The organism is Pseudomonas putida, from assembly GCF_022627325.1.
GTDB lineage: Bacteria > Pseudomonadota > Gammaproteobacteria > Pseudomonadales > Pseudomonadaceae > Aquipseudomonas > Aquipseudomonas putida_X.
In genome coordinates this window covers 87,359-112,743 of the sequence record NZ_JAETZZ010000008.1, presented here as the reverse complement: position 1 = coordinate 112,743, position 25,385 = coordinate 87,359, and the positions used below count along the sequence as shown (strand labels likewise).

Genomic DNA, 25,385 nt, shown 5'->3' with positions numbered 1-25,385 from the left:
GAATGAACAAGTTGACGGCTTTTGTCGCCGGGTTGATCTTTGGTCTGGGCCTGCTGTTGGCAGGAATGGCGAACCCCGCCAAAGTGCTGGCTTTTCTCGATGTGACCGGGGCCTGGGATCCGTCACTTGCACTGGTGATGGCCGGGGCCATCGCGGTGGCGGCTGCGCCGTTGAATTGGGCCCGCAAACACCAGCGGTCGTTGCTGGGCGCCCCTATGCAGTTACCTGTGAAAAGAGAGCTGGACGCCCGTCTGATCGGTGGCAGCCTGGTGTTCGGCATAGGCTGGGGCATTGCCGGCATCTGCCCGGGGCCTGCGGTCGCTATCTCGCTCACCGGGCACTGGCAGATACTGGTATTCGTATTGGCCATGCTGGCGGGGATGTATGCGTTCACTGTGCTGCAGGGGCGGCGTACACCCTGAGGAGGTGCCCGCCGCCTGTTTGCATGGATCACGCTGTCCTGAAACGAACGTCAGGCACAGGCCAACTCTTGCGTCTACAGATGTCCAGGTCAGTCAACGGTTGCTACATAAACCACCCGGTCACGCCCATTCTGCTTGGCGCTGTAGAGCCCGGAGTCGGCGCGTTCCAGCGCCCGGTCGAGGTGCTCTTGATCGTTGAGCAGCGTGCAGCCGATGCTCAGGCTGACACGCAGCGGGCCGGTGGGCAGTTGTAGCGGTTCGCTGCCAATCATCTGCCGCACCCGCTCTGCAATCCCCTTGAGCTCTTCGCTGTCGTTGACCATGACCAGCGCGACGAATTCCTCGCCGCCCTGGCGCACCACCAGATCGTCCGGGCGCAGCGCTGCGCGCAGGCGGCGGGCGCATTCGCACAGCACCTGATCGCCAGTGGCATGGCCATACCGGTCGTTGATGCGTTTGAAATGGTCGAGGTCTGCATAGATCGCCCCCAGGCGCAGGCTGCTCTGTGCTGCGCGGCGCCGCTCGTGGTCCTCGAACGCTGTCAGACCGTTGCGGTTCCACAGCTGCGTCAAAGGGTCGAGCATGGCCTTGCGCTGCTCTCGGTCCATTTCCAGGCGCAGGTCACGGTTGGTCTGGATCAGGCCACGCAACTGCAGATAACCCTCTGCGAGGGTGGCCAGGTCCTTGAAGTTGGCTTGCTGCGTCTCGTTCAGCGTGCGCGGGCGAGGGTCGAGCATGCACAACGTCCCTATGGCTTTGCCATTCCCCGCGCGCAACGGATGGCCAGCGTAAAAGCGGATGTAGGGTGGGCTGAGTACCAGCGGGTTGTCGACGAAACGCGGGTCATGCGTGGCATCGGGCACCAACAAGGTGCCTTCGCCAAGGATGGCGTAGCCACAGAATGAAACGTTGCGCGGCGTCTCGGTGGCCTCCAGCCCGATACGTGCCTTGAACCACTGGCGCTCCTGGTCGATCAGGCTGATCAGCACGGTGTCCACTTGCGCCAGTTGCTGGGTAAGCCGTACCAGGGTGTCGAGGTAATGCTCGGCCGGTGTGTCGAGCAGGTGCATCTCATCCAGAGTGCGTTGGCGGGCTGCTTCGTCGGAGGGCAGGGGACAAGCTGGCATGGGGCTTCCTTTTTCTGGGGGTGCGGGCGGCACCTGTCAGAGGCTGCGGCATTCGTTGCGAGGACAGGATCAGCACGCGATTTTCTAGCAAAACGGGATGTTCTGGTATAGGACGCAAACTGCAGCATTTCCAGGCCAAATGCTAAATCCGCAGGCCAGGCTCAAGGACGCATTCACGCCTGATAGTTCGGCAACAGTATGGCCCACCAGCCACGTCAGGTCAGGACCATTCCCGGCAGGTTGTGAAGTGGTAGCGCTTTGGGCAGGAGAGGCCCCTCGTGCTCGGCGAAAAGGCCATGGCAATCAAGGTCAAATCGACGCGCTAGAGCGCAGCGAACGATGCGGTACAGGTCCGATGAACCCGTTCCATGAGAACGTAACGTTATGGTATAACGTTTTCATAAAGCAAAAAGAGGCCCTGCCTCCTGTCGCTATCGCCAACCACCACTCAACCCCGCCTCAGGAACCTTCATGCGATTCACCCCAGCTTCGTTAGCCATCTTCACAGCAATGTTCACACCTGAAATCCTCGCCGAACAGACGGGTAACTCCACCATCATCCTCGGTGATGTGAATATCACCGAAACTGCCGCTATAGCCCTGAGCACTGAAAATGTGCTGACCTCGGTCGATGTCCTGGGCGGCGATCAGGTGCGAGACAAGAATGTGATGAACAGTTGGCAGCTGTTGGGGCAGATGCCGGGCATCCAGTTGACTGAAACAGGGCAAGGCGCCGAGTCAGGCAAGGTCACCTTCCGCGCATTCAATGGCGAGGGCTACATCAACGGCATCAAGACCTTGATCGACGGTGTGCCGAGCAATGTGAACAGTGGTAACCAGCGCTTCATTGACATGATCTTTCCGCTGGACATCGAGTACATCGAAGTCGTGCGCGGTACCAACGATCCGCGCTATGGGCTGCACAATATCGGTGGCAACATCAATTTCGCGACCCGCCAAGGCGGGAACTATGTCGATAGCCGTGTGACATACGGCAGCTTCGACACGCGTGAAGTGCAGTTGGCAGTTGGGCATGAAGAGGGGAATTTCGCCCAGAACTATATCCTCGCCAAACAGGACAGCAACGGTTTCCGCGACCACAGTGAGTCCAACAAATATGCGCTTGGCGGCAAATGGTTCGTCAGCAACGATGAACAAGACTTCCGTGTCGGCCTTATCGCTCGCCTTTACCACCACCAGGCCCAAGAGTCTGGTTTCCTCACCCGCGAACAACTGCACGCCAGCCGCACCCAATCGCCGGCCAAGAACGCCAATGACGGTGACGACCGCGACATGAAGCAGCTGAGCCTGCACGCCGACTGGCAGCTCGCCGACGACCTGAGCCTGAGCAGCAAGTTGTACTACAACAGTTACAACGATGACCGAACCATCACGTTCACCGATTACCAGCCCGGCAACGCGCCACGCCAGCGTCGGCAGTGGGATGAGCAGCAGCGCGGGATGCTCAGTAACCTGACCTGGCGCGCTAACGATGTGCTGACGCTGGATGGCGGCATCAACTACGAGGAGCAGGACAATGAGTATCGTCGCCTGCGCTACAGCTATGGGATCCCGACCGACTTCGATGCCCCTGCGGCACGTGTGCAGAATGACGACACTTACACCCTGCGCAATATTGGCGGTTATGTGCAGGCGGTCATTCAGCCTACCGACGCGCTGAAGATCATCCCAGCCATGCGCGTCGACAAGTTTTCTGGCAACAGCGAGACGCTTGGCGAGGTCAAGGGATCCCTGCAGGATTATGGCTGGATCCGCCAGCCGAAGCTGAGCGTCATCTACAGCGTCACCCCGGAGATCGACCTTTACGCCAACTGGGGGCGTACTTTCCAGATTCTTACCGGCTCTGGCGGGCCAGCTTATAGGGTGCCTGGGCAAACCTCGTACGACCCGTCGATCAACACCGGCAAGGAAGTCGGCATCAAGTTTCAGCCATTCCCTGGGGCTCAAGCGCGGGTTGCGCTGTGGCAGCAGGATGCGACCGATGAAGTTGCTAACATGCCCAGCACTGGCACCACGGTCGGTCTTGGCGAAACACGCCGGCGTGGCGTGGACATGCAGATCAGTGCTCAGCTGGACGATCAATGGACGGTATGGGCGTCCCACGCGATCCAGGAGGCCAAAGTGGTCAAGGCCTACGCGGCGAACGGCCAGTCTTTGGCGGGCAAAGAGGTATTTTCCACCCCGCGCTACATCAGCAATCTGGGCGTGGACTACCGATACAATGACGACTGGAAGTTCGGGGCGCAGGGGCGGGCGCAAGGCAGCTACTACATCGACGAGCAGAACGAGCAGGGCAAGTACGGTGGTTTCGTGGTCGTGGACGCCAGTGTCAGTTACCGCATCACCGCGTCAACCAGCGTGGATCTGCAGGTGAAAAACCTCTTTGACCGTGAGTACGAATATGTCTGGTATGACAACTTCTTCTGGGGCGGCGACGACCAGGCGATGTTCTCGCCAGCACCAGGCCGTTCAGCGTTCGTTTCGATAAACATGAGTCTTTGACAGGTCAGGGCATTGGCCAAGAGACTCTTGAGGGCGATCTAACGCCTTCAAGAGGTCTGCGGGATCAAAAAGCCAGTTCACCCTTCGCCGCGAAAAGCCGAGCCGCTCGTTGCAAGCGTTGCAAGTGGCAGGGGCCTACCTGATGCCTGGCCGCCTGATGGCTTTAGGTTTAAAGTCAACTTCAAGGTCAACAGGCATTTCAGGGTGAGGCATGAGAATAGGCGAACTGGCGAAAATCAGTGGATTGAATCCGTCACGCATCCGATTCTACGAGGCCAGAGGCTTGATCAGCTCCGTCGAGCGCAAGGCCAATGGATACCGCGACTATGCGCCTGATACCGAATGGGTTCTGGAACTGATAACCGGCGCACAAGCGGCAGGTTTTTCTTTGCAGCAGATCCGGCAATTGATGCCGATGAACGCCAGTGGCTGGCGGCATGACGAGTTGCTCTCAGGACTCAAACAGAAGGTGGAGGAAATCACTGTTCTGGAGCAACGGCTCGCACAGAACAAAGCGCAACTTCTGCTCGTCATCAAGGGCATTGAGGATAAGCCCGAGGGCATGGCGTGTGCCGACAATGCACAAATGCTGATCAATCGTTTGCGCGAAGAAGGGGTTGGCCAAGCCTCCGGCAAACCTGCGGTGAAGTCTCCCACGAGAAAAAACGCCCGCCAGGCGTCCGGGGCCTGACAGCCTCAGCGCGCCCCGTTGTCGCCACAAAGCACCGCCATCACGGCCTCAGCCACGGCTTTGGGCAATTGAACACGTTTTCGATACCGTAAGGAGCGATTCAAAATCGCCTGAACTTGAAAAAGGCATTGACCTTAAAGTTAACTTCAAGCTTAAGGTGGCCTCATATCCAGGTGAGGACTGCTCCATGAATGTGTTCGACGCCCTGATGCTTCCCAACGGTTCGACCGTCAAGAACCGAATCGCCAAAGCCGCCATGGAAGAGAATATGGCGGATGCCGACCAGGCGCCTTCCGAAGCACTCATGCGTTTGTATCAAGCGTGGGCGGACGGTGGTGCCGGCCTTATCATCACCGGCAATGTGATGGTCGACGGCCGTGCCATGACCGGGCCGGGGGGCGTGGTTTTACAGGACGATCAGCAACTGGACAAGTTCAAGCGCTGGGCGCGTATTGGTCGATCCGGCGGTGCGCAGTTCTGGTTGCAGATCAACCACCCAGGGCGGCAGATGCAGTCCAATCTTGGGCAAAAAACCTGGGCACCATCAGCCGTTCCGCTGGAACTGGGCAACATGTCCAAGCGTTTTGCCATGCCTCACGCGATGACCCCTGGCGTGATCGAAGAAGTTATTCAGCGCTTCGCCAACACCGCACGCCTGGGTGAACAAGCCGGATTCACCGGTGTGGAAATCCACGCCGCCCATGGCTATTTGTTGAGCCAGTTCCTTTCGCCGTTGACCAACCAACGGAACGACCAGTGGGGTGGCGCTTTGGAAAACCGGGCGCGCCTGTTGCTGGAAATCGTCAAGGCGGTAAGGGCCGTGGTTTCTGCGGATTTTGCGGTGGCGGTCAAACTCAATTCCGCCGATTTCCAGCGCGGAGGATTCACCACCGATGACGCGAAAAAGGTTGTTGAGCTGCTCAATGACCTGGGCGTCGACATGGTGGAGTTGTCGGGAGGCAGTTACGAAGTACCTGCCATGCAGGGGCACGCGCGCGATGGTCGCACCCTGGCTCGCGAAGCGTATTTCGTCGAGTTTGCCCGTGATCTCCAAACCGTCGCCAGAATGCCGGTGATGGTCACCGGCGGTATACGTCGCCGCCCGGTAGCTGAAAGCGTCGTGCAGAGCGGGGTGGACATGGTAGGCATGGGAACGGCGTTAGCCATCGATCCGCACCTGCCTCGTGCCTGGTTGCAGGGGAAAGACAACGCCCCTGAATTACCGCCGATCACCTGGAAAAACAAAGCAATCGCGGCCTTGGCGAACATGGCGGTAGTGAAGTTTCAATTGCGCAAACTAAGCCGGGGTAAAAAGCCCGACCCGAGCGTGTCGCCGCTGCGCGCGCTGATCCTGCAACAGCTCAACATGGCTTTTCGTACTCGCCAGTATCGTAAATGGAGTGAAAGGTCGGAGCATTACAACGGACTGAGAGACGCAAGATGACCCGTGCGCAGGGCCAATCTGGTCACAAGCTTTCCACTATCCCGTGTGGTACTTGTCCCAGAGCTTGTTCCGGAATCGATCGCCTGGGTCGACTTGTGCTTTGAGTGCGAGCAGACGCCGAGCGTTTGGGTAGGCACTTGAGAACTGTTCCTGCGTTGCATGCAGTTGATAGGGAAGGTAGTAGGTACCGCCAAGCAACAGCGCAGCGTCGATGAGTTCGCGTGTCCACACACCAACCTGCTCGCGATCATCCACCTCCACGCGCTGCCAATAATAAAGCACGAAGGAAAACACCTCTTCGCGTGCCCAGGACAGAAACGAGTCGGGGTCGGCTGGTGCGTGTCGAATGGATATATTGACGGCGTCAACGCGGTGCGCCTGGAGGATGGCGGCCATTTGTTTCACGAACGCATTGAACTGTGCCACCGGCACAAAATACTCCTGCAATGCGTAGGTACCGTTCCGGGTTGCAATGGGGCCAAGCGAGGCGACATCCGCACTGGCCTCGTAGTTGCGCCGTACCACCGGTTGGTTGAAATAACGCAGTGGATCGATCACATCCTTGCGAAGCATTGGGCCGCCGGGAAGCTTGGTCACACTCCACATGACGGTCTGGTTGATTTTGTAAGACTGCCCCGGCGCAACCAGCCTTTCTGCGACCGTCAACGCTTTGTCCGAAGTGTGCCAAGTGACGGACGTGGCTGTGTCGAAAAAAGGGGGAGTCAAATCGGCGTTATGCAGGATGGCCTGTTCGTTGTTGCGCACTCGGTCATTGAAAAAACTCGGGTAATCAGCCGCTGGCATGCGCTGTATCTGACGTTCAATTATGGTGTTGGGCACCAGGTCCAATTCGACCTCAGTGATCACCCCCATCGCGCCATAGCCACCGATAGCAGCGTAGAAGAGGTCGGAATTCGTGGTGCGGGACGCTTCTAATGCCGAACCGTCCGCAAGCACCAGTTGCAGAGAACGCACAGAGTTGATGACCGGGCCAGCGCCGACGTAGCGTCCATGAGCGTTGACCGAGAGCGATCCGCCGACGGTGAAATTGGCATAGCTCTGCATGATTTTTATCGAGAGGTCGTCTGGGTCGATGACCGACTGCAAGTCACGCCACCGCATCCCTGTTTGCACGCGTATGACTCTGTTCTCAGGCGAGTATCGGATCACCTGGTCAAACTGCCGCATGTCGAGGTGCAGGCTGTCTTCGGTCGCAATTTGTCCCCCCATGCTATAACGGCCACCACCGATGCTGACTGGGCCTGACGACATAGCGAGCGCTCGCTGTATTTCGCCAGTGGTGCGGGGTGCGAACAGGCGATTGACCCAAATCGGATTGAGCATCGTCACATCGTTCACCAAGACGCCCGATGGTGCCGCCCATGACGACCAGGGCGCAAACACACTGACGGCAATCCCGGTCATGCCTGCCTGGAGTAGATGTCGCCGAGTGAGAGTAGGCGAGGACGCTGAAACGTTATGCAGTTGCGTATTGTCAACCAATTGCGTTGCCTCGCTATGAAGCGAAAATACCGTGCGTGTTCGGACTTCCAAGCAGACTAGCTGAATTGACCGTACATCGGAGTATGGCCGTTACCAGGCCTTCGCCAATGTTAGTTTTGCGTCCGAGCGTCGTGAAACCTGCGCAGCAGGTTGGCTCGTCAACTAACGACCTGGAAATCCCACACCTGTGGACTGCCCCCAAGAAGCTGACCCCTGGAGGCAGTCCAGGAATGTCACCAGCCTTCAGGTATGCGCTGTACCCGTGGGAGCCGCGCTTGCCGGCGATGGGCCGCGAAGCGGCCCCGGTTGCAGATGTTCGCCCTGGTCAGGCAGTTCAGCCCTTAGTGCATCATGCCCAGCTCGGCATCATCCATCAGTGCTTTGGCCAACGCACTCAGGTAGTGCGAGGCCCAGATCAGCTGTGGTTTACCGTCCATCAAGCCTTCGATGGTCAGGTCCCGCACATAGCCCATCAGCTCTGAAGCCTGTTCGCGGGCATTCTGGCAAGGGATACCCGCTTCGATGCGAAACAGTGGGTGTGTCTGGTTTTCACCCTGGTAGAACGTGGTCTTACCGACAGTGACTTTGGTGTCATCTGGGGTCATTGCGTTGCCCTCCCTGAAGGTTTAGGGCCTGGGCGAACGTCATGACGGACAACCCGCCTTTAGCTCAGCACCGGTCTCGCGCAGCGCGCTGTGCGTACGGGCTTGCCGGCCACAGCGCCCGCCCAGGCAACACAGGCTTAACGGCCTAGTGCAGGGTGCGTGGTTCGTTCGGCATCTGCAGTTGGATCAGGGCTGATTCGAGCAGCACGCGTAGCGACTCGAGCTCATGCATCGAGGCCATCATCAGAAGCGAGGCGGGCGTTCTGGGCTGTAGCGAAACAGCCTGCTGCGCCACGCTCTGCGCGCACAGGGCGAACTCCGCAGCCTGGATGATCGTGTCTTCGAGGGAGTGGTGGTTGTGGGGTGGATCGGGGACCATTTTGAGCATTGCATAGTACCTTCAATTAGGCGGTCACCTATCCGCTGTCAAACAGAAGGGTGGCAGCTGTACATGGGTTGACAGACCGGCGGACTATGCAAGTTCCGGCGCACGCAAGCGTGCCCGCACGTACAGCCGCCATTGAAGGCAAGCCGTATGCATAATACCGTCGCGGCCTGTCAAAGCCGATCGCTGAACAACAGCGACCCGCCGAGACTAGAATGCAGCCCAAGCGACCGCAACGGAAAAAGTGCGGCGGGAGTATGTTTGGGAAATGGACTACAAGGAAGAGGCAAAATCTGATTTCTTGGCGTTTCAGCGCTCAAGATGTGGGTGACGGAGTCTTGAAACACCACAGGTCATGGCTCGGCACTTTCACCCATGGCTGGAGGAGCGGCTCGGTGACGCTCGGTATCATCGATTCGAGCGCTTGGACGGTGACCTGCCAGTCGGTTGCGGGGATTGGCCTTATGAGCATTGCCCGGCCTTCCTATCCATCGCACCCAACCCTGGGTAAGCGGGGGAGGGAGTTGAATGTGTTTGTCCATCCGGCCTATCGCCGCTGAGTTCTAGCCTTGGCCGTGATGCAAGCTGTTGATGCCGAGTTCGCTCGCCGAGGAATCACCTTCGCTGTCCTGCACGCCACCGCGACGGGCACATCGCTCTCTAAGGAAATCGGTTGGACTGGGGCGGCGGAAATTGCCAGATCCATGAGTTGATGGTGACCGCATTCGACCCGTTGCGGCCAACCAATTTGATTGCCTGGAGGCATGTACCACGGCGCAACGGAGTCGACCCAAAACGGCCATTGGTGTATGGCGAGGGAAATGGTCACCTGGCGTTTCACGTCCCCACGCTTTAGGCTACCGCCGGGCTCGAGGGAGTCCGTTACCACGCTAAACGCAATGACTGAAGGATCAAAATATGGATATTAAATTGGCTCGGCTGGGTGCAGCCATGGGATTGGCCGTGGTTTTGGCAGCTTGCTCGGAGGAAAAAGTGCCCGAGCCGACAGCAGACAACTGTGCTCCGGTGATGTACGAAAAGAATCTGTCGAGCTTATCGAAAGAGTCGAACCGTAACGAGTTCATCGCAAACTGCAAGAGTTTCCTCGCTGCGAAGAAAATGACCAATTGGGAATTCAAGAAAAGCCCAGAAGACAATTTCTGAGAATCTAGCCTGACAAGCCACCTCGGCCAATAAGGAGCCTACGGGCTCCTTATCTTTCGGATCGCGCTCAGCGGACCTATTGCCCAGAACCGCCGTTCTCGGATGGCTCCAGATCATCGCACTTATCGATGAGATCTTCCGTTTTTTTGCCATCTGGTAGCGTCTCCCAGTACTCAGGAGTGCAATGCTCTTCTGACACTGAATAATCAGCCTCATCGACCGCCATGGCGAAACCTGAAGCAAGCGCAGCAGTGAGAAAAATTACAGATTTAGTCTTTTAGAAATTGGGCAAGACGGTTGCTTCCATAGGTAAAGCGCAGGCCTGAAGAATTGCGCGGTCGCGGTGGGAGCCGCGCTTGCCGGCGATGGGCCGCGAAGCGGCCCCGGTTGCAGATGTCCGCCATGGTCAGGCAGTTCAGCCCTCAGTGCATCATGCCCAGCTCGGCATCATCCATCAGTGCTTTGGCCAACGCACTCAGGTAGTGCGAGGCCCAGATCAGCTGTGGTTTACCGTCCATCAAGCCTTCGATGGTCAGGTCCCGCACATAGCCCATCAGCTTTGAAGCCTGTTCGCGGGCATTCTGGCAAGGGATGCCCGCTTCGATGCGAAACAGTGGGTGGGTCTGGTTTTCACCCTGGTAGAACGTGGTCTTACCGACAGTGACTTTGGTGTCATCTGGGGTCATTGCGTTGCCTCCCTGAAGGTTTAGGGCCTGGGCGAACGTCATGACGGACAACCCGCCTTTAGCTCAGCACCGGTCTCACGCAGCGCGCTGTGCGTACGGGCTTGCCGGCTACAGCGCCCGCCCAGGCAACACAGGCTTAACGGCCTAGTGCAGGGTGCGTGGTTCGTTCGGCATCTGCAGCTGGATCAGGGCTGATTCGAGCAGCACGCGTAGCGACTCGAGCTCATGCATCGAGGCCATCATCAGAACCGAGGCGGGCGTTCTGGGCTGTAGCGAAACAGCCTGCTGCGCCACGCTCTGCGCGCACAGGGCGAACTCCGCAGCCTGGATGATCGTGTCTTCGAGGGAGTGGTGGTTGTGGGGTGGATCGGGGACGACCTTTAACATAGCTATTTACCTTTTTTGTGCTGCCACCTATCTGCTGTCAAACAGAAGGGTGGCAGCTGTACGTGGGTTGACAGACCGGCGGAAATAGCTAAGTTCCGGCGCACGCAAGCGTGCCCGCACGTACAGCCACCATAAGGGGGCCGCACACTATTTGCCGTCACAGCCTGTCAAAGCTGTATCGTTGATGAGCAACGACCCGCCGAGACTAGAACGCAGCCCAAGCGACGGCAACGGAAAAAGTGCGGCGAGAGTATGTTTGGGAAATGGACTACAAGGAAGAGGCAAAATCTGATTTCTTGGCGTTTCCAGCGCTCAAGAGGTGGGTGACGGAGTTTTGAAACCCCACAGGTCATGGCTCAGCACTTTCACCCATGGCTGGAAGAGCGGCTCGGTGACGCTCGGTATTTTGGATTCGAGCGCTTGGATGGTGACCTGCCAGTCGGTTGCGGGGATTGGCCTCATGAGCATTGTTGAGGCTGCTCAGCCGAAGCAATGAACGGGTTATAAGAATGGAATTAACGTGGCAACTGCGACACCGGCTTGAACCAAGAGCGTGACCGAGAGCCATTTGGGCTCCCGCCGGATAAACCAGTAAACCGCGTTGAATATCATTGAAATCACGTTGGTGAGCGCCAGGATCGCAAACGCAAGAATGCCCGAGATCTTGACGGGGGAAGTGGTTGGCGACTGAAGTACGTAAAGCGCCAGGATCGGGCCAAGGATCACTGTTGTGATCGAAAGGCCAGCCACCGTGCGGGTGAATTTCAAAGCCTCGTCGGGCGTCATTGCGTGGGATGTCCTTCTATGTCCGGGCTTGTGGCATCACTGCCAATGGGTACATTCTGCGGCGTCCACGTAAGGGTTCACAAGGACATCCATGATTCCCGTCGATATGCCGCTCATGTTGCTCGGCTACATGATCTACGTCTTTTCCGGGCTTGCACGCATCGCCCCCATCCAGTACTTGAGCGTTCCAAATGGAGGGTCACGTGCTTGCTTCGCCATGTTGCTCAACTGGCCGCGATCATGACCGACATTCGTCACCTCATGCGCAACGATCAGATGCTGCTGATCGTCAACGGCCGTTTGCACGTTATAGCCAACGGTGCCACTGCCCCGACCACCAAATGACATGGAGCGAGCATCGGGATCTGTGAGAGAGATTTGTTTGTCTGGGGTTTGAAGTAGCTGCGCTCAATGTCTTTGAGCTTCTGCATCTGCTGTTTCAGCGTTTCGATCTTCTCTTTCAGTCGCTCGGCCTTGGCCACAGCCACCTCCGGCATTGCCCGGTCCGCCGAATCCATCGCTGTCAGATAGCGCTCAATACTCTGCTCGACTTGCTGCATACGGGCCTTCACCTTGGCCTGGGTGAAGTTACGGTCGCGATTGTTCACGGCTTTGAACTTGCTGCCGTCGATGGCAATGATTGAGTCGGAGAACAGGTTGAGGTTGCGACAGAGGATCACGAACTGACGGCAGACACTGCGAATGGCTTTACCGTTGTCCTTGCGAACGTCGGCGATGGTTTTGAAATCTGGAGCCAGACGCCCCGTAAGCCACATCAACTCGACATTGCGTTCAGCTTCACGCTCGAGCCGGCGGCTGGACTGAATGCGGTTTAGGTAGCCGTAGATGTAGATCTTCAGCAGGACCGCTGGATGGTAGGCCGGGCGACCTGTTGCTGCCGGATCGACGCCTGCGAAACCGAGCGCGCTCAGGTCGAGTTCATCGACAAAACATCGACCACTCGCACTGGGTTTTCATCGGTGATGTAGTCATCCAGGCACTCTGGCAGCAATGTGACGTGCGTCCGAGCCTTACCTTCGATGAACCGCTTCATGATTGTCCCCGCCACGATCACGACGGTCAGAAGGTTAGACAACTGCGGGCGTTTTCACACAGCCTGGACCCATAGCTGCCGTTTGCTAGGGGCAGCTATGAGCCAAAACCGGACGCTCAAAGGTATCTGTGAATGCAGAGGCGATTCAATGTTCTTGTGAGGCTCAGAACGGGTTCAACGCTCCTTTACACGACTCGACAATCGAGGCCGCTTCGCGGCCCGTGGAATCACAGCTTGATCCAGGTCGCCTTCAGCTCGGTGTACTTCTCCAGCGCATGCAGCGACTTGTCACGGCCGTTGCCCGACTGATTGAAGCCGCCGAACGGCGCGGTCATGTCGCCGCCATCGTACTGGTTGACCCCGACACTGCCCCCGCGCACGGCACGGGCGGTCTTGTGGGCCTTGGAAATATCCGAGGTCCAGATACCAGCGGCCAGGCCATATGGCGTGTCGTTGGCGATGGCGATGGCGATGGATTCTTCGGCGGTACCCACCGCGACCGCGCAGTTCTTCAGGCCCGCGCATTACCTATGGAAGCAACCGTCTTGCCCAATTTCTCAAAGCCGGCGCATGTCCACTGGTTCAGCCAACCAAAAAACACAAACGTATCAGCAGAGAAAGACACAACCTGTTTTGAGCACCATCACCGACGCTGGTGAAAACTTCGGTTGACATTGAAGCTTGCTTGAACGTTACGCTCCCAGCACTGCTGAGGCCTGCAATCGGTCGCTATGCGACTGTGCATCATCGCTATGCCTCTAACAGGCATCCGCAGGATGGTCACCGTTCAGGTTGTGGCGAGCAGACCGGACGAGTTGTGAGAAGCGAATTTATCGATGATGGTCAGCTACTACGTTGTTGGTCATGAACGAATCAGGAAACGATGGCATGGAAACAAAAATAAATACGCCAGCAGAGATGCGCTGGATGATTTACGGCGCTAACGGTTATACCGGGGAGCTCATTGCTCGGGAGGCCGTACGGCGAGGCTTTAGGCCTGTTTTGGCCGGACGTAACCAGGAAAGCATTCAAGCGCTTGCTCTTGAATTGGGGTTGGCGTTTTGTGTATTCGGGCTTGGTGAGGCTTCAGCTCTGGCTGATCACATCCAAGGCCAGTTGCTAGTTCTGAACTGTGCCGGCCCATTCTCGGCTACTGCGGCACCCATGATGGACGCCTGCTTGCGCGCTGGCGCCCACTATCTCGACATTACAGGTGAGATTGCCGTATTCGAGTTGGCACAATCGTTGGGCAAGCGAGCCGAGCAAGCCGGTGTCGTACTTTGCCCTGGCGTGGGTTTTGACGTTATCCCGACCGACTGCGTGGCAGCCGCGTTGAAAGCGGCGCTTCCCGACGCCACGCACCTATCGCTAGGGTTTGACTCTCGATCGGGATTCTCTCCAGGAACTGCGAAGACCTCGGTCGAAGGCTTGGCGCAAGGCGGTAAAGTGCGCCGCGACGGCAGAATAGTAAGTGTGCCGCTCGCCTACAAGGTGCGCAGGATAGACTTTGGCGACGGCGAGAAAGATGCCATGACTATTCCTTGGGGCGATGTGTCCACCGCGTACCACACCACCGGAATTCCCAACATTGAAGTATTCATTCCAGGCTCACCAAGCATGATCACCAACGCCAAACGCGCTAACTATTTCCGTCCGGTGCTTGGATTAGCCTGGGTGCAAAGGTTGATCAAGTCGCGTATCGCCAGGACGGTGAAAGGGCCTAGCGAGGAAAAGCGTGCCCTTCAGCCTACTTTCGTCTGGGGTGAGGTTGTCAACGCGCGCGGAGAAAAGAGGACCGCCAGACTATGCACAGCAAATGGCTACAGTTTGACGATTACTGGCTCACTGGCAGTCGTGGAATATCTCATGAAGTCTGAACCCGTGCCTGGCACCTACACACCTGCCAAACTGGTTGGCTCAAGGTTGGTAAGCCAGCTGCCGGAATCGAGCCCTCTCCAGATCAGCTAGCTCAGAATGCTACAGCCCAGGCGGACTAGAAGTCCGTCTCAGCTGCTACCAAGCTCATTCAAGATTTGTGTGAGCCCTTGACGGTAGGTCGTGACTTTGAAATCCGGAAAACGCTGCTTGTACTTCGAGGAGTCGAACAGGTTATCGTGCTCGTAACGTGGCAACAGCTCCCGCAGCTCACGAACTTGCTTGGATATCAGGCCTACCGCTGTCAGGGTCAATTTACCTAGAATTTTATAAGTAGCGTCCTTGCCAAAAATCTGAGAAGCGAGCGTGACAAACTGTTTGTAGGTCAGCCGTTCGTCGTCACAAGGAAGGTGCCAGGTCTGCCCGTATGCGTCTGTCGTGTTCCCCAATGCTGCCAGTGCCCGACTTGCATCCGGAGTCCAGATGAGTGTGCGCTGAGTATCGTCCCGCACGGGGACCCGAGGTAGCTTGCCGGCCTTCAGGTTGTCGATAACCAAGGTGTTAGTGATGCTTTGCGTCTTGCCTGGCCCATAAAACTCCGGAGCTCGCCCTATGACGACAGGAATGTCGCCTCGCTCCATCTCCTGCAACACCATCGATGCCATTCGCGCACGAACCTGTCCTTTACGACCGACCGGTTCGAAGGGCGTGTTCTCCGTCAGTAGACGATCATCCTGCGGATACATATAAGTGTTGTCGAAATAGACGAACCTGGCATCAGATGCGCGAGCCGCATCAAGAGCGTTTCGCAGCATCACAGGAAACTGCGTTTCCCAGAGTTGTGTGTCTGGCGGAAGTCCGGCTGTGAAATAAACGATGCTGCTGCCCTGGACGGCCTTGGCCGCCTGGCTAGCGTCGAGCAAGTCAGCTGCAACCAGCGTGTCAGAGTCGCTGACTTTGCGCGGATTTCGGCTGACCAGCCTTATATCCTCGGTGAAAGTCCGGTTCAGTTCTCGTGCCAGCTCTATGGCAATCTGGCCAGTTGCGCCTAAAACGGTTTGCATTTGGTCTCCTGGAAACCTCAATAGAAGGTTTCTCTCTACTAACTGCGATGATGATGGCCCGCTTGCTTGTGCCGGCCGCGACGCTATGGCTGCCGTCCTTGAGCGCGACAGAGCAAGGGCCTCGTAGCCTAGGTACTTACCTTAAGCTTAAAGTAAACCTTAAGGTCAAGGCCTTGTCGTACGTTTATCCGATCAGAGTAGGCGCAGGGTGGTGATAGGTTGGGCCGATTTGATCAAGCCTATGATCGTAGATCCGTAATCAAGTTGGCTCTTTAGTGATCACGGGGTTAAAGTGAGCTTTAAGGTCAGAACTTCCGTAAAGGTGTGGTATGAGAATTGGAGCGCTTGCGAAAATCACGGGCCTTGCCCCTTCGCGCATCCGTTTTTACGAGGCAAGCGGACTGATTCAATCCGTTGAGCGCAAGGCCAATGGCTACCGCGACTATTCAGATGATGCAGTCTGGATACTGGAGATGATTACCAGCGCCCAGGCAGCAGGGTTTACCTTGGATGAAATCCGCAACCTGTTGCCGGTGAGTTCGCAAGGATGGCGTCATGACGAACTACTTTCCGGGCTAAAGCGCAAGGTCGAGGAGATCGAGGTGTTACAGCAGCGCTTGGTTCGCAACAAGGAGCAGTTGCTGATGGTAATCGACGGCATTGAAAGCAAGCCAGACGGCATGCAGTGCGTAGATAACACCCAACGTGTGCTTGGCCGTCTGCGCGAGGAGATCGCTTTGAACAAAGTGAGCGCTTCATCTACCAAATGAGGCATGCCAACGTCTGCTGGGAAGTAAAGCGCCGGCCCAATGGCCGGCGCGGCTGTAGCGGTCAGTCACCGCTATTCAATGCTGCCAGCGGCTTCGGAGCATAGAGGGCGCTCTGGAACTCAGGCACATATTCGTATTTCACCATCTTGCCCAGCTTCAAAGCGCGGATATAAGTCGACAGGCTACCGTCGCCCAGCACCAGGTCGGCGGAGTCAGCGTTCATGCTCGACCCATGACGGGTCTGCCGAGACGTCGCATAGCCATAGCTCAACTGGCCGGCATGGTTGAGGTTGGTAAAGCTGTTGGTCACCAGGCCGGCTTCACTGGATACGTCGTCGAGCTTTTTTGCCTTGAAGACGACATCGATATTGCCAGTCTGCGCGTCGACGATGTCATAGGACACGCTCGAGGCATCCTCTCGGCGGTTGATCTCTGTCAGCCATTTCGGCAGGTTGTAGCCCACTACACCGCGGACACGGGCAAGCTCGGTATTCACCGGCAATTTGAGCACGTAACCCCAGAAGTCCTTGGACATGGATTGTCCGATCAAGCTGAATGGCCCGAGATTGGACTTACCTGGTTTGTTGGTGATGATCGACAAGGCAATTTCGTTGTAGCTGTCGTTGTCGCAATAATCGTAGGTGTAAGCCGTGAACGCTATCAGGCCGCGGCCCGGCCATACCTGCAGGGGTTGCACCTGGTTGAGCACTTCAGCGGGCATCAAGGCGCGCAGCCGATCAATATCCGCCGTGTAAACGGCTGTAATCCTGCTGTTCATGTAGTAGAAGTTAGGCGAGTACGACTCAAAGCCTATGTCGACCTTGGTTTTTTTCAGGCCTTTGAACCAACTGAGGTCCATACCTGGCGCTTCGGCCTGGATCACCGACAGGGGAGGGTTGGAGCGGTATCGGTCGTACAAGCCGTCTTTTACGACGGGTACCTGGTGCCCTGCGATATCTATCATCGTGGTTTCGGCATGTTTGGGGATGCCGGTAGTGTCCGCCATGGTGAGGTTGGCAATGGGCGTCAGGAGTGCACCTGCCACTGCGGCGACGGTTCCGAGTTTCACTATTCAGTCTCTCCGGTGAATTGCATCACGCATTGATGAATGCGACCAGGCATCTCGCTTGGCGCCGAGCTAGGTGGACCTTACATACGCACCTTAACGTTAAACTTAACTTTAATGTCAAGGCGTCAATGATCAGTTTTTTCAGCTACTCGGCGTGCTGCTAGGGCCGGGGCCGCAGGGTGAAGGCGAGGGCAAAATCAGCCAGTTTTCCGAACGGTGCCCGGAGCAGCCTTGGCAAGTTCCAACGACCTTGAACGAACACGCCCTTGGCATGGCTCATCGACCGAAAACCCTCGATACCGTGGTAAGCACCCATTCCACTGGGGCCCACGCCGCCGAACGGCAGGTCGTCCACCGCGACGTGCATCAGGGTGTTGTTGATGCCGACGTTGCCGGAGGTGGTGCTCTTGAGAAGCGCTTCGCTGTCGGCTCCCACGTTGCCGAAGTAGTAGAGCGCTAGCGGACGTGGCCTGGCATTGATATAGGCGATAGCTTCGTCGAGGAAGCGGTAGGTGCGCACAGGTAGCAAAGGCCCGAAGATTTCTTCGCGCATGACCAGTGCATCGTCACCAGCCCCCACGATCAGCACCGGAGCCAGTGTTCGCGGTCGCTCGACCGCACGCTCCGGCGTCACGCCAGCCTCAATTACCTTGGCGCCCCTGGCGCGGGCGTCTTCGATCAGTGACTGCAACCGCGTGTAATGCCTGTCACTGACGATGGAGGTGTAGTCCGGGCTGGTTGGGCCTTGCGGATAAGCACGGGCGACAGCAGCGCGGTACTGGGAGATGAACTCACCCAGATCATCCTCGTAGACCAGGACGTAGTCCGGCGCGACGCACGTCTGGCCAGCGTTGGCGAGTTTGCCAAAGACAATGCTGTCTAGGGTATTGCGTCCGGCATGCCCCGGGGCCACAACCACAGGACTTTTGCCGCCCAGTTCAAGCGTCAGCGGCACCAGATTGTCGCTAGCCGCCCGCATCACCATTCGGCCAACCTGCGTACTGCCGGTGAACAATAGGTGGTCGAAGGGTAAAGCGCTAAAGCTTGCACCTATTTCAGGACCGCCGAGTATTACCGCGACCTCATCGGCGGCGAAACTACTCGCCAAAATGCGCTGAATCAGCTCACTGGTGCGTGGCGTCAGTTCAGAGGGTTTGATCATCACCCGATTGCCAGCAGCCAGTGCGGTGGCCAGGGGGATGAAGGTCAAAGCTATCGGGTAGTTCCACGGTGCCATGACGCCGATCACGCCTTTAGGCTGGTACTCCACATAAGCACGGCCATTACGGTGAAAGGCCGCGACGTGGCGCCGCTCGGATTTCATGAAACGCCGGAGGTGCCGCACCAGGTAATCGATGGACTGAACCACGCCAAGCAGCTCCATGACGTCTGTTTCATGCCTTGAGCGGTTGCCAAAATCGGCGCTGATCGCTTCCTCCACATCACGTCGGCAGGCAAGCACCGCCGCGCGCAACTTGATCAGGTTGGCTTTGCGTAGCTCAACGCCGGGTGGTCCGTCATTGATAAATGCGCGACGCTGTTGCTCCAGCGTGGTTTCGGCGTCGACAGCAGGGATGGATGTTACGGCGATGGTCATCTTGCACCTCTCAAGGTCATTGCAATGTAGACACTGTAAACTTGATTTGAGCCGATCTTAGGAAGACAATGTGTTCACTGTCAACATGAGTGGAGCAGCCGTATGTCATCTGATGAAATTTGCGAAGCAAAGCCCTACCACCATGGCGATTTGCGTCGCACCATCATCGATACTGCTTTGGCGACGCTAGAGGAACAGCAAGGCTGGCAATTCACCCTGCGCGAAATAGCCCGGCGAGCCCAAGTGAGTCACTCGGCTCCGTATCGTCATTTTCCAGACAAGGCGGCGCTGCTGTACGAGTTGGCACTACTAGGCTTCGAGCGATTGAACGCGGCGATGAACGACTCGATGCGACCCACGATGTCGGCGCCGGAGCGCTTACAGGCAATGGCCTATGCCTACTTGGCTTTTGGTGAGGAGAATCCGGATTTATACCGGTTGATGTTCTCGACACAGGCGGGCGACCCCGCGCACATACATGTCGATCCCCGAGCCCAGGCACCTTTCTACCTGGTGATCGAGGTTTTGGAGCGAGGTCAGGAGGAAGGTACTATCCGGGCCCGCTCTGCCATGGGACAAGCGACCGCGAGCTGGGCGCATCTCCATGGGTTGACCCTGCTTTCGATCGATAGCCGGTTGGTGCCGGCGAAGGTCGGCGACCACGCCATTGAAGATGCCTTGACGACCTTGCTTGATGGTTTGGTACGTGATCCGGCGACCTGATGGCCTGCCGCTGGATCCAGCGCTTATGACAAAGTAATTCTCGCCTGCATAAAGGCGATGCTTGGCCTAACGACCACCGATCAGGTATTCAGGTATGACCAAACGCATCTTGCACGTCGTTACCAACGTTGCCCATTACAGCGACCCAAGTCATCCCACAGGGCTGTGGTTGGGTGAGTTGACGCATGCCTGGCATGTGTTCGCTGACAGAGGATATGAACAGCACCTGGTGAGCCCACTGGGTGGGAAATCCCCCCTCGAACCTCGCTCGCTCAAATGGCCATTGCTCGATAGTAGCGGCAAAGCCTGGTTGAACAATCCGGTGTCAATGGCACGTCTTGCCAACACCTCAAGTCCGCAGGCATTAGTGTCCTGCGACTTCGACGCCATCTATTTTACCGGCGGCCATGCGGTGATGTGGGACTTCCCTGAGGACGAGGGGCTGCAGAGGCTGACTCGCGAAATCTATGAGCAGGGTGGGGTCGTTTCTTCGGTTTGCCATGGGTATTGCGGGCTGCTGAATACGCGGCTGTCTGATGGTCGTCTTCTGGTAGAGGGGCGTCGTCTGACTGGCTACGCCTGGATCGAAGAAGTGCTTGCGGGCGTTGCGAGCAAGGTTCCCTATAACGCTGAGCAAGAAATGAAACGTCGGGGGGCGCGCTACGAGAAAGCATTCTTGCCATTCACTTCGCATGTGGTCGTCGATGGCCGCTTGGTGACAGGCCAGAATCCGCAGTCTGCCAGAGCGACTGCTGGACAGGTAGTGGCATTGCTTGAACCGCCCCTGGTCTTATAGTGCCGGCTTTTCTGATCGTTCGCCGAAGACCAAAATGACTGCTTTGGGTCCAGGCTGTGTGAAAAGCCAAACGCATCACTTAAGGGCGCGAGCGTACGTGAAACTTGTGATGGCTTGGTTATTCAGTTAACCCAGATTTCGCGTAGGAACGCGAACCCCCGGCATTTTCTAACTAGCCGGAGCGTCCCGAACGTTTCACACAGCCTGGGGCGATTGTAGCCGGTCAAGAGTGACCGCTATCGACCCTTAGCGGACTTTGCATTTAGCGGAGATTGACCGACCATGATGCCATGATGGATTAAGGAGTTGTTTGATGGCAGAGCTGTGCAGCCAACTCTATCGCCAGAACCTTCATGAATGTTGCAGCCGCTGCCATTGCATCTAACCGGAAAAATTCATGATCAGGGTTTTACCGCAGGACGAACTTTGTCGGTGCTTGCCCGGCCTACATTGTCGATGACTGCTGATGCTAACCAATGGGCCAGATAAAATTCATGCAGTTTGCCGCTTGAGCCTTCCTTTTCGCTATGCATCGATTGGCCAACCAAGCCTGGTGGCTTTATCGGCGGCGCCGGATCTCAAACGCTGGCTGCGCCCCGTCTACACCATCACCTCATTGAACCCGGATCAATTTCAAGTTCTGCCACCACTTGTTCGATAAAGCTGCGCAGCTTGGGCGGCATACGCCGGTCGCTCGCATACAACAGGTGAACCGGTCGTGCTGGTGTCTGGAGCTGGGGAAAGAGGCGTACCAGGCGACCTTCACGAATATCGTCTGCGAGCATGATCTCAGCCCCCACGATAATGCCCAAACCGTCGCAGGCCGCAGCACGCTGTGCGCGCGCGTCGTTGACCTGAAGCCGACTTTGCCGGGCGAGCTGTTGCAGATTTTCTCCACCCAGCATTCTCCACTCGCCTGACACCGTCGCGGGCCAGGCGTTTGATCCCAGGCAATGATGACCGGTGAGGTCGTCGGGCGACAGTGGGGTGCCGTGCTCGGCGAGGTAACTTGGGGCGGCGCAGGCAATCAGCCGGTAGGGGGCCAATGGACGAGCGATCAGGCTGGAGTCGTCGAGCTTCCCGATGCGGATCGCGACCTCGAAGTCATCATCGACAAGATCCACGAAGCGGTCATTGAGCGACAGTTCTACCTTTACCTCCGGATATCGACGCAGGTAGCGGTTCAACAGTGGCATCAGGCAGTAGGACCCGTAGGTCACAGGGGCGCTGATGCGCAACCGGCCGCGTGGCGCTTCTGTGTAGTTCTCGGCCACGGCGTCGGCGGCTTGGGCTTCGGCCAGCACCCGCTTGCAGCGTTCGTAATACTGCTGGCCGATCTCGGTCAGGCTTTGCCGACGTGTCGTGCGATTCAGCAACTTCACGCCCAGACGCTCTTCCAGAGAGCTGACGTGTTTGCCAGCCATCTGCGAAGACATGCCCAGAGCTTCTGCGGCCGCGGAGAATGAGCCGCTGTCTGCGGCTTTGATGAACACGGCCATGCTTTGCAATTGGTCCATCATTCAGTACTCATGGTTTCGACTCTCGCAATCTAAAGCCAATATTTAATCCGTCCGATTTCAAATAGCATCCTGACTATCGAGCTGATGGGCAAGGGCCTTTCAGCAATATCTGTCTGGAAAGCAGGAGTTGAGCAATGCGAATCGGCATTATCGGAGCGGGATTTATCGGCCGGGCAATCGCTGCCCTCGCCATGAAAAATGGGTGCGAGGTCATGCTCAGCAACTCGCGCGGGCCCCATACATTGACCAGCACTGTCGCATCGCTGGGATGTCAGGTCGGAACGGTCGAGCAGGCCGCAACGTTTGGCGACCTGGTGTTACTCGCTATTCCTTTTGGCCGCTACTCAGAGCTGCCAGTACAGGCGTTTACCGGCACGATCGTGCTGGATGCTGGTAACTACTATCCCCAGCGTGACGGTCAGATCGCCGAACTGGACAACCATGAAAGCACCACCAGCGAGATATTGGCGCGGCATCTCTCCGGTGCCAGGGTGGTCAAGGCATTCAACGCCATTCTGGAGCGCGATCTCATTGCACATTCACATCCGGACAGTTCGATGTGGCGCCGGGCATTGCCGATTGCGGGTGATGACGCGTACGCCAAGCGTAGGGTCATCAATCTGCATGAGCGGTTCGGGTTTGATGTGGTCGATGCGGGTGTCCTCGCAGAAGGTCGTCGTTTCGAGCGGGCTCGTCCGGCCTACTGCCGGCCGCTGGACATCGCTGGCCTGCGCGAAGCCTTGGCCGACGATGGGCCCGATCAGCCTCAAGGTGCATGGAGAATGTGATGAAGACTGTGGCGCGAAGGTCTGAGCGAGTTGGACAGACTGCACGTAAAGAATCTTCCAGGCCTAAGGTCGCGCCCGTTAGATTCTGGACGATAGCCAAAAACCTCAGGGGTTTTTGATCTGGACTATGTGGGTCGCGTGAGCGTCGTCTGTTCGAGTGAAGCCGCAGCGCAGATAAAAAGCGCTCCCCTCTGAGGTGTCGGTGTACAGACGCACACTTTCAAAGTGCAACGCGGCGTGGGCAAGCAATGCGCTTACCAGTCTGCGGCCAACCTGCTGCCCGCGCGATGCAGGCGCCACATACACACGTCACAACCTTCCTGTACGGTCATGCGTAAACGGATCAACAGACAAACCTGCAATGCACACCAAGCGCTGGTTCAGATAGGCCGCCATGAGGAATTCGTCGGGCGCATCGAAGCGATTGGTGCCGGAATTCCGTTCTGAAATCAGTCTGGTGAGAAACCTAAAGCCTTCTGCAACTGCCTCTTTCTCAAGGTTAGCCATTTGTTGCGGCAGGTGCGTGAGTTGTTGAAGGTTCATGGGGTCAATCCTCCTTGAATTGGTGCGAAGTCTTCTTTGCCACGAGATCTTGATGGGCGGGCAGTAGACGCGCAAATGGCAGCTTTCGACCCGAAGCGGCCAGTGAATGCAGCGGCGTTTTGTGGTAGTGGACTGCCCCCTGAGCGATCCATATCCGCAATCAAGTAAAAGGCGAACTGGGCCAGAGCCCCATACCAGAACTGGTAGCCATCCGTTGTGCCATCAGGACCCAATCTGAATCACTCCCACGAGATGAACGAGACCAAAGAGGGTACAGACCGCTGAACTGACCGCAATGAACTGTATCGTGCGCCCCGTACCCGCCAGGAAAAACGGCCCTATTAATCCCCGCACCAGGTAGACGAGCGTTACCCCGACGAGCGTCGGACGCAGCAGCGGCAGCGGCCTGATTATCCCAGCACCGGAGAGTGCATAGGCAGCCCAAGAGACGAGAACCAGTGCGATGGCCAGCGTGATGAGAGGCGGATGAATTTTGCCTTTTTCGGCAGCGCGGACGAAACGCTCGCCGGCGCCAAACAGCCGATAACCCGAGGGCCCCATAATGATAGCGACCACATGCAGCGTTGCCGCCATGAGGCTCAGCACAGCCCCGAGGACCAGTACCCAGTTATATTCAGCAGCCATTGCTCTTCCCTTCTTCCATGATTATCTTCCAGGACCGCTATGAGCCCGATATGAACGTGGTGAGAATACAGGGGCAGTAAAGCTCAGTGGAACCTCAGAAAACCGGAGGTCTGCTATGGGGCGAAAGGTGCCGGTCGGGGTTGACTGTTTTCGACCTAAATCCGTCTTTCGCGAAGATCCGCTTACGGCTAAAGCACACTGCTTGAACCACATGCGCGCGCTAAGTCGAAACAACGTCATGCCTGGCTTGCGGACTGAAACAATCCGCGAACGACTTCCCTCAACCACCGGTTTCCACTGTCCTGATGATATCGGGCATGCCAATGCTGTTTGACTGTGAACCCTTCAACTTCGAACGGGCAGTCATGGACCTGCAGCCCATGCATGTCGGCCAGTGTCCGGCCGATATGCCGCGGCAAGGTGGCGAGTAGATCGGTAGTCCCGATTATCATCCCTAAGCCGAGAAACGCCGGCAGCTCCAGCATGATTCGCCGTTCGATCCCGGCCCGCGCCAATCCCGCTTCCAGCAGCTTCTGCCCGGTGCCGAAACTGATCTGCACATGCCCCTCGGCCCGATACCGCTCCAGGCTCATGCCCTTGCCCAGGCGCGGATGCTGCGGGTTGCTCAGGCACACCCAGTCCTGCTCGAACAGCACCTGCTGATACATCCCCCCTCCCAGCCATGGCACGAAGCCGATGGCCAGGTCCGCTTCGCCCGATTCCAGGGCACTCTCGGTATTGCCATCGATCCGCGCCGCCTCCAGGCGTATGCCCGGCGCATGCTTGCGCAAATGGTTGAGGATGCTGGGCAGCAAGGTGATGTGACTGGCATCGCTGACACACAGGCGAAACCGCCGCTGCGCGGTGGCGGCGATGAACTGCGGCTCCCAGGCGGTCAGCCGCCGTAGCGATTCCAGCACCTCGCGGCACGGCCCTATCAGCTGGTCGGCGCGCGGGGTAGGGGCCATGCCGCCCGGCGTGCGCACGAACAGTGGGTCGTTCAATTGTTCGCGCAGGCGCGCCAGCCAGATGCTGATGGTCGGCTGGCTCTGCCCCAACTGCTCGGCGGCGCGGGTCACGCTGCGGCAGTGGTACAGCACGTCGAACAGTTGCAGCAGCTTGGGCTCGGGCAGGGCCTCCAGGGTCGTCATTATTAACAATCTCAATAGGCTTATTGAGGTCATTGTATAGCGCAAATAATCCCCGCTGCATAAGGTG

At 57.4% G+C, this 25,385-nt stretch carries 24 protein-coding genes and 3 pseudogenes; 11 read left to right on the top strand and 16 right to left on the bottom strand.

What is annotated here, in order from left to right; genetic code table 11:
- Window positions 1-2: 2 nt before the first annotated feature.
- Window positions 3-422 (top strand): DUF6691 family protein, encoded by a 420-nt coding sequence (locus tag JNA92_RS14235; protein WP_241805288.1) that lies wholly within the window; start codon window positions 3-5, stop codon window positions 420-422.
- 89 nt (window positions 423-511) lie between these two features.
- On the opposite strand, the gene JNA92_RS14230 is transcribed toward JNA92_RS14235, so the two are convergent.
- Window positions 512-1,549, bottom strand: coding sequence for a GGDEF domain-containing protein (locus JNA92_RS14230; RefSeq protein ID WP_241805287.1), 1,038 nt, complete (start codon window positions 1,547-1,549; stop codon window positions 512-514).
- Between the two features lie 471 nt (window positions 1,550-2,020).
- Here JNA92_RS14230 and JNA92_RS14225 point away from each other — a divergent pair, with 471 nt between their 5' ends.
- The 3 genes from JNA92_RS14225 (at window position 2,021) to JNA92_RS14215 (ending at window position 6,207) form a co-directional block, all read left to right on the top strand.
- Window positions 2,021-4,072, top strand: coding sequence for a TonB-dependent receptor (locus tag JNA92_RS14225; protein WP_241805286.1), 2,052 nt, complete (start codon window positions 2,021-2,023; stop codon window positions 4,070-4,072).
- 211 nt (window positions 4,073-4,283) lie between these two features.
- Complete coding sequence (locus tag JNA92_RS14220; protein ID WP_241805285.1) at window positions 4,284-4,763, top strand: MerR family transcriptional regulator; 480 nt, start codon at window positions 4,284-4,286, stop codon at window positions 4,761-4,763.
- 187 nt (window positions 4,764-4,950) lie between these two features.
- Window positions 4,951-6,207 carry an NADH:flavin oxidoreductase/NADH oxidase family protein gene (locus JNA92_RS14215; RefSeq protein WP_241805284.1) on the top strand — a complete coding sequence of 419 codons (1,257 nt, stop codon included), beginning with the start codon at window positions 4,951-4,953 and terminating at the stop codon, window positions 6,205-6,207.
- A 36-nt stretch (window positions 6,208-6,243) separates the two neighbouring features.
- Here JNA92_RS14215 and JNA92_RS14210 read toward each other — a convergent pair whose 3' ends face one another.
- The 3 genes from JNA92_RS14210 to JNA92_RS14200 form a co-directional block, all read right to left on the bottom strand.
- Window positions 6,244-7,632, bottom strand: coding sequence for an FAD-binding oxidoreductase (locus tag JNA92_RS14210; RefSeq protein ID WP_241805283.1), 1,389 nt, complete (start codon window positions 7,630-7,632; stop codon window positions 6,244-6,246).
- A gap of 419 nt (window positions 7,633-8,051) precedes the next feature.
- Window positions 8,052-8,315 carry a DUF3077 domain-containing protein gene (locus JNA92_RS14205; RefSeq protein ID WP_241805282.1) on the bottom strand — a complete coding sequence of 88 codons (264 nt, stop codon included), beginning with the start codon at window positions 8,313-8,315 and terminating at the stop codon, window positions 8,052-8,054.
- 145 nt (window positions 8,316-8,460) lie between these two features.
- A complete protein-coding gene (locus JNA92_RS14200; RefSeq protein ID WP_241805281.1) occupies window positions 8,461-8,703 on the bottom strand; it encodes a hypothetical protein in 243 nt (80 codons plus the stop codon).
- 915 nt (window positions 8,704-9,618) lie between these two features.
- On the opposite strand from JNA92_RS14200, the gene trbK reads away from it, so the two are divergent.
- Complete coding sequence (gene trbK / locus JNA92_RS14195; RefSeq protein ID WP_241805280.1) at window positions 9,619-9,864, top strand: entry exclusion lipoprotein TrbK; 246 nt, start codon at window positions 9,619-9,621, stop codon at window positions 9,862-9,864.
- 422 nt (window positions 9,865-10,286) lie between these two features.
- On the opposite strand, the gene JNA92_RS14190 is transcribed toward trbK, so the two are convergent.
- The 3 genes from JNA92_RS14190 to JNA92_RS14175 form a co-directional block, all read right to left on the bottom strand.
- Window positions 10,287-10,550, bottom strand: coding sequence for a DUF3077 domain-containing protein (locus tag JNA92_RS14190; RefSeq protein WP_241805279.1), 264 nt, complete (start codon window positions 10,548-10,550; stop codon window positions 10,287-10,289).
- A gap of 144 nt (window positions 10,551-10,694) precedes the next feature.
- On the bottom strand, window positions 10,695-10,937 hold the full coding sequence (locus JNA92_RS14185; RefSeq protein WP_241805278.1) for a hypothetical protein: 243 nt from the start codon (window positions 10,935-10,937) through the stop codon (window positions 10,695-10,697).
- Between the two features lie 501 nt (window positions 10,938-11,438).
- Window positions 11,439-11,723 carry a hypothetical protein gene (locus JNA92_RS14175; RefSeq protein WP_241805277.1) on the bottom strand — a complete coding sequence of 95 codons (285 nt, stop codon included), beginning with the start codon at window positions 11,721-11,723 and terminating at the stop codon, window positions 11,439-11,441.
- 91 nt (window positions 11,724-11,814) lie between these two features.
- On the opposite strand from JNA92_RS14175, the gene JNA92_RS14170 reads away from it, so the two are divergent.
- Window positions 11,815-11,967 (top strand): hypothetical protein, encoded by a 153-nt coding sequence (locus JNA92_RS14170; protein ID WP_241805459.1) that lies wholly within the window; start codon window positions 11,815-11,817, stop codon window positions 11,965-11,967.
- Here JNA92_RS14170 and JNA92_RS14165 read toward each other — a convergent pair.
- Together JNA92_RS14165 and JNA92_RS14160 are read right to left on the bottom strand one after the other, a co-directional pair.
- A pseudogene (locus JNA92_RS14165) lies at window positions 11,922-12,777 on the bottom strand (IS1182 family transposase); the annotation flags it as partial. The gene JNA92_RS14170 and the pseudogene JNA92_RS14165 sit on opposite strands and share 46 nt — an antisense overlap.
- Before the next feature lie 227 nt (window positions 12,778-13,004).
- Window positions 13,005-13,262, bottom strand: a pseudogene (locus JNA92_RS14160) (aldehyde dehydrogenase family protein); the annotation flags it as partial.
- A gap of 403 nt (window positions 13,263-13,665) precedes the next feature.
- On the opposite strand from JNA92_RS14160, the gene JNA92_RS14155 reads away from it, so the two are divergent.
- Window positions 13,666-14,745, top strand: coding sequence for a saccharopine dehydrogenase family protein (locus JNA92_RS14155; RefSeq protein ID WP_241805276.1), 1,080 nt, complete (start codon window positions 13,666-13,668; stop codon window positions 14,743-14,745).
- A gap of 38 nt (window positions 14,746-14,783) precedes the next feature.
- Here the strand turns inward: JNA92_RS14155 and JNA92_RS14150 are convergent, their stop codons facing one another.
- Window positions 14,784-15,716 carry an NAD-dependent epimerase/dehydratase family protein gene (locus JNA92_RS14150; RefSeq protein ID WP_241805275.1) on the bottom strand — a complete coding sequence of 311 codons (933 nt, stop codon included), beginning with the start codon at window positions 15,714-15,716 and terminating at the stop codon, window positions 14,784-14,786.
- A gap of 329 nt (window positions 15,717-16,045) precedes the next feature.
- Here JNA92_RS14150 and JNA92_RS14145 point away from each other — a divergent pair, with 329 nt between their 5' ends.
- The gene (locus JNA92_RS14145) at window positions 16,046-16,486 is read left to right on the top strand and encodes a MerR family transcriptional regulator (RefSeq protein WP_241805274.1); all 441 of its coding nucleotides are present in this window, start codon (window positions 16,046-16,048) and stop codon (window positions 16,484-16,486) included.
- Window positions 16,487-16,547: 61 nt separating this feature from the next.
- Here JNA92_RS14145 and JNA92_RS14140 read toward each other — a convergent pair whose 3' ends face one another.
- Together JNA92_RS14140 and JNA92_RS14135 are read right to left on the bottom strand one after the other, a co-directional pair.
- The gene (locus tag JNA92_RS14140; RefSeq protein ID WP_431312462.1) at window positions 16,548-17,555 is read right to left on the bottom strand and encodes an acetoacetate decarboxylase (ADC); all 1,008 of its coding nucleotides are present in this window, start codon (window positions 17,553-17,555) and stop codon (window positions 16,548-16,550) included.
- Between the two features lie 160 nt (window positions 17,556-17,715).
- On the bottom strand, window positions 17,716-19,152 hold the full coding sequence (locus tag JNA92_RS14135) for a coniferyl aldehyde dehydrogenase (RefSeq protein WP_241805273.1): 1,437 nt from the start codon (window positions 19,150-19,152) through the stop codon (window positions 17,716-17,718).
- A gap of 102 nt (window positions 19,153-19,254) precedes the next feature.
- Here JNA92_RS14135 and JNA92_RS14130 point away from each other — a divergent pair, with 102 nt between their 5' ends.
- On the top strand, window positions 19,255-19,875 hold the full coding sequence (locus tag JNA92_RS14130; RefSeq protein ID WP_241805272.1) for a TetR/AcrR family transcriptional regulator: 621 nt from the start codon (window positions 19,255-19,257) through the stop codon (window positions 19,873-19,875).
- A gap of 94 nt (window positions 19,876-19,969) precedes the next feature.
- The gene (locus JNA92_RS14125) at window positions 19,970-20,671 is read left to right on the top strand and encodes a type 1 glutamine amidotransferase domain-containing protein (protein ID WP_241805271.1); all 702 of its coding nucleotides are present in this window, start codon (window positions 19,970-19,972) and stop codon (window positions 20,669-20,671) included.
- A gap of 608 nt (window positions 20,672-21,279) precedes the next feature.
- Here JNA92_RS14125 and JNA92_RS14120 read toward each other — a convergent pair.
- Window positions 21,280-22,188 carry a LysR family transcriptional regulator gene (locus JNA92_RS14120; RefSeq protein WP_241805447.1) on the bottom strand — a complete coding sequence of 303 codons (909 nt, stop codon included), beginning with the start codon at window positions 22,186-22,188 and terminating at the stop codon, window positions 21,280-21,282.
- A 137-nt stretch (window positions 22,189-22,325) separates the two neighbouring features.
- Here JNA92_RS14120 and JNA92_RS14115 point away from each other — a divergent pair, with 137 nt between their 5' ends.
- Window positions 22,326-22,979: an NADPH-dependent F420 reductase gene (locus JNA92_RS14115; RefSeq protein WP_241805270.1), complete on the top strand. Its 654-nt coding sequence runs from the start codon at window positions 22,326-22,328 to the stop codon at window positions 22,977-22,979.
- Between the two features lie 105 nt (window positions 22,980-23,084).
- On the opposite strand, the pseudogene JNA92_RS14110 reads toward JNA92_RS14115, so the two are convergent.
- The 3 genes and pseudogenes from JNA92_RS14110 to JNA92_RS14100 form a co-directional block, all read right to left on the bottom strand.
- A pseudogene (locus tag JNA92_RS14110) lies at window positions 23,085-23,522 on the bottom strand (GNAT family N-acetyltransferase).
- Window positions 23,523-23,744: 222 nt separating this feature from the next.
- Window positions 23,745-24,167 carry a hypothetical protein gene (locus JNA92_RS14105; protein WP_241805269.1) on the bottom strand — a complete coding sequence of 141 codons (423 nt, stop codon included), beginning with the start codon at window positions 24,165-24,167 and terminating at the stop codon, window positions 23,745-23,747.
- Window positions 24,168-24,403: 236 nt separating this feature from the next.
- A complete protein-coding gene (locus tag JNA92_RS14100) occupies window positions 24,404-25,318 on the bottom strand; it encodes a LysR family transcriptional regulator (RefSeq protein ID WP_241805268.1) in 915 nt (304 codons plus the stop codon).
- Between the last annotated feature and the right edge of the window lie 67 nt (window positions 25,319-25,385).